Source organism: Aequoribacter sp., from assembly GCF_965659035.1.
Lineage (GTDB): Bacteria > Pseudomonadota > Gammaproteobacteria > Pseudomonadales > Halieaceae > Aequoribacter.
Genome location: NZ_CBFHWH010000024.1, coordinates 1 through 3,718, shown reverse-complemented (window position 1 = coordinate 3,718; position 3,718 = coordinate 1). Strand labels below are relative to the sequence as shown.

The 3,718-nt window shown below is 50.6% G+C and carries 4 protein-coding genes; 1 reads left to right on the top strand and 3 read right to left on the bottom strand.

Features of this window, described 5'->3' with window-relative positions; all coding sequences use genetic code 11:
• Positions 1-185: 185 nt before the first annotated feature.
• Positions 186-809, bottom strand: a complete 624-nt coding sequence (locus ACTF5Z_RS05700) for a LysE family translocator (protein WP_423853705.1) — start codon at positions 807-809, stop codon at positions 186-188.
• Between the two features lie 165 nt (positions 810-974).
• A complete protein-coding gene (locus ACTF5Z_RS05695; protein ID WP_438984835.1) occupies positions 975-1,289 on the bottom strand; it encodes a hypothetical protein in 315 nt (104 codons plus the stop codon).
• Positions 1,290-1,440: 151 nt separating this feature from the next.
• On the opposite strand from ACTF5Z_RS05695, the gene ACTF5Z_RS05690 reads away from it, so the two are divergent.
• Complete coding sequence (locus ACTF5Z_RS05690; RefSeq protein WP_438984834.1) at positions 1,441-2,655, top strand: saccharopine dehydrogenase family protein; 1,215 nt, start codon at positions 1,441-1,443, stop codon at positions 2,653-2,655.
• A gap of 49 nt (positions 2,656-2,704) precedes the next feature.
• Here ACTF5Z_RS05690 and ACTF5Z_RS05685 read toward each other — a convergent pair.
• Positions 2,705-3,718 (bottom strand): FGGY family carbohydrate kinase (locus ACTF5Z_RS05685; RefSeq protein ID WP_438984833.1); only part of this gene is annotated, 1,014 nt, incomplete at its 5' end.

The following is a 3,718-nucleotide window of genomic DNA, read 5'->3' as shown; positions in this document are numbered from 1 at the left end:
TAGACGGAATCTAAGCATGTAGAGCCGATGGCAGAGTGCTGGCGGACGCGGGTTCAACTCCCGCCGCCTCCACCAAAAACAGAAAAGGGTCGCCGTTAGGTGGCCCTTTTTTGTTTTCAGCGGCTGTGACAGCTGAACCCCAATAGTTGGACAACACAACCTCTAGACGCAAGTCATGAGCGAACTTAAAAATCAGTCATAAATAAATTAACCGCCAGCGCCGCAAACAAAACCGCAGCGGTCCGATTAAGAACATGTTGCGCTCTTGGAGAGTCGAACAAACGCTCTCTCAAAAACCCCGAAAACCAAGCAATAACGCCAAAGACTAGTGCGGTAGCTACTATGAATACAGCACCTAGGGCTAATAGTTGGATGGTGACAGATCCTTTCTCAGGATCCGTAAATTGCGGTAAAAACGCCAAGAAAAAGATCGCGACTTTGGGGTTAGTGAGATTCATGACGATACCGCGACGATAAAGCCTTGCGGAACGAACAGCGGTTTGTGATTGCCCCAAAGTCATCGCCTGAGCTCCAAAAAGGTGTAAAGCAAGGTAACTGAGGTAGGCGGCACCAAAGAGCTTTATTATGAAAAAGCCGTACTCCGTATTTTTTATTACGGCCGCAACGCCAAACGCAACGGCGGCCGAGTGAACCAGTAACCCCGTGCACAACCCTAAAGTCACCATCAAACCCGCTCGTCGTCCATTCAAGGCTGATTGTGCTAAAACAAAGACATTATCAGGTCCTGGGCTCAGGGCTAAGCCCATTGATACAGCAAAAAATAGAGTTACAGTTTCGGTTGACAGCACACTCTGAACCTTACGACGCAGCGGAGATTACGATAAAAATCAGCCATTTATAGCAGATCCATAACAGGGAGCAATCAATACAAAATCGTCACTGAATAACCAAAATTTGATAAGGAGCTTCATATAACACAAATAGAATGCGCTGATTCAGTCAAGCCACCTACCTCAAGCAAAACTAAAATATGCAGTGGAGCCAACAAGAACTGTCACGAGGTAGGAAATAAACTGGATGCCAGCCTGCCGGTGTTTTCTAGCAAGCGCTAAGATATGCTCATTCGTGATTGACTTGAGCAATATCACCCCCTTACTCGACGCAAAAGCCATAGGAATCCGCAAAAACTTCGGCGACCCTAATTGCGCCCAAATAGCGGGTTCTTGGGTTTGGACGGCTTTGTAATAGTTGTAATCAGCCATCACCGATTGCAAAGCCAAAAATGCCCATACTCCTACTATGACTGCTACTATTAGAGTTTCAATCATCACCGCGCCCCTCGGCCCTTAAAAACACGATCGACGGTATCACACGAAGTAGCAACTCTAAAAGAGCATACGGTGTTGCAGGTGAATAAGCGTGAGCCAAACCCAGTCAAAGCGCGTAAACTAAAAGTCACACCTACCATCGAGAACATCAATGGACTCATCACGAGAATTCGAAATCATACTTTGGGGCGCCACCGGCTTTACTGGCTCACTTGTTGCAAAGCATCTACAAACGACCTACGGAGACTCTTTAAACTGGGCCATGGCAGGCCGCAATTTGGCCAAACTTGAAGCTGTTAAAGCCGAACTGGGCAACCCAGATATCCCTTTACTACAAGCTGACAGCCACGATCAGGCCGCCATGGAAGCACTGGCTGCGCGAACCAAAGTCGTGTGCACCACAGTTGGACCTTACGCCCTATATGGCACACCCTTACTGGAAGCTTGCGCTAAGCACGGCACTCATTACTGCGATTTAACCGGCGAGGTGCAGTGGATGGGGCAAACCATAAAGCAGTTTCAGGCGACGGCAGAAGCCAGCGGTGCGCGTATTGTACATACCTGTGGTTTTGACTCGATCCCAAGCGATTTAGGCGTGTTTTATGCCCAGAGCGTCATGCGCGAGCGCTTTGGAATCTATGCGCAAGAAGTGAATGCGCGTGTGGGTCGGTTCAGTGGTGGTGCCAGCGGTGGGACGATTGCCAGCATGATGGTAATGATGGAGCAAATGAGCAAAGACAAATCCATCCAAGAAGAATTAGAGAACCCCTACTCACTAAACCCTGAAGGCGAGCAAAGCGGCCCCGATGGTTTAGACATCAACGAGGCTGTATTTGACGACAACTTCCAACAGTGGACCGGCCCATTTTTCATGGCCGCAGTGAATGCGCGTGTTGTGCGTAGAAGTAACGCGTTGGCAACCTACCCCTACGGTAAAACCTTTCGCTATGACGAACGCCAACTAACAGGCTCGGACAAAAAAGCGCAGCGTAAAGCTAAGAACATTGCTTTGGGCAGCAAGCTCACCCCGTCGATTATGGGCTTAGGTTGGGTCAGAAAACTGGCGGGACGATTCCTGCCCAAACCCGGCGAAGGCCCTACCCCCGAAGAACAGCTGAACGGCCATTTTGAAATGTTTTTCCATGCGCAATCAGAAGATGCGTCTCAGACCGTTAAAACACGAGTCTCGGGTGATCGAGATCCGGGTTACGGCGGCACCTCTCGCATGTTGGGCGAAGCCGCCGTGTGTTTAGCCCGCGATGATTTGAGCTGCGGCGGTGGTATTTGGACGCCTGCCAGCGCCATGGGTCAGGCCTTAGTGGACAGGCTTCAAGCTAACGCGGGTATTACCTTCGAAACGCTGTAAACGGACTCCGCACGCCCAGTCACTGCGGCTGGGCTTGAATACCCCGAGACTAGTTTGTCATCACTCGCTTGACAGCTTCTAACCAGCCTTGGTAAAGCGCTTGCCGTTTTGCATCATCCAGTGCAGGCGTAAATCTGCGCTCACAATTCCAAGACTGGCCCAATTCAGCTAACGAACCGTAAACGCCTGCCTGTAGTCCAGCCAAATAGGCCGCGCCCAAAGCGGTGGTTTCAATCACTTGAGGACGTTCTACCGTGGCATCCAAAATATCGGCTAAGAATTGCATAACCCAATCGTTAGCCACCATGCCGCCATCAACCCGCAAACTTTTAAGCTCTTGACCGTCAGCTTCCATGGCACACAACAGATCTTTGGTTTGATAACACACCGACTGTAAAGCCGCTGATACGAGCTCCTTGATGCCCGTGTCGCGGGTCAAACCCAGCAGACCACCACGTGCATCGGGATCCCAATACGGCGCCCCTAGTCCGGTGAAGGCAGGCACCAAATACACGCCGTGATCTAAGGGGGTCGATTCTGCTAAGGCCTGACTTGCAGCTGCGTTCTCCAATAGCTTTAGACCATCACGCAACCATTGCACCGCAGCACCGGCCACAAAAATACTGCCTTCTAAGGCGTAGGTGGTTTTACCATTTAGGCGATATGCGACAGTGGTGAGCAGTCGATTTTCCGACGTCAGCGCTTGGTCGCCGGTATTCACAATCATGAAGCACCCAGTGCCATAGGTGCTTTTCGCCATGCCTTGCTCAAAACAAGTTTGACCAACTAAGGCAGCTTGTTGGTCGCCAATCATCGATAAAATAGGCAATTCAACACCAAACATCGACGCGTCACACACGCCAAAGTCCGCGGCGCTATCGCAAACCTCTGGCAATATCGACGCAGGCACATCAAACATCGTCAAAAGGTCGCCATCCCAAACCTGGTCGTGAATATTGAACATCATCGTCCGAGAGGCATTGGTGGCATCGGTGCGATGCGCCCGACCTTCCGTCAACTTCCAGAGAATGTAGGTATCGATGGTGCCAAATGCCAAACAGCC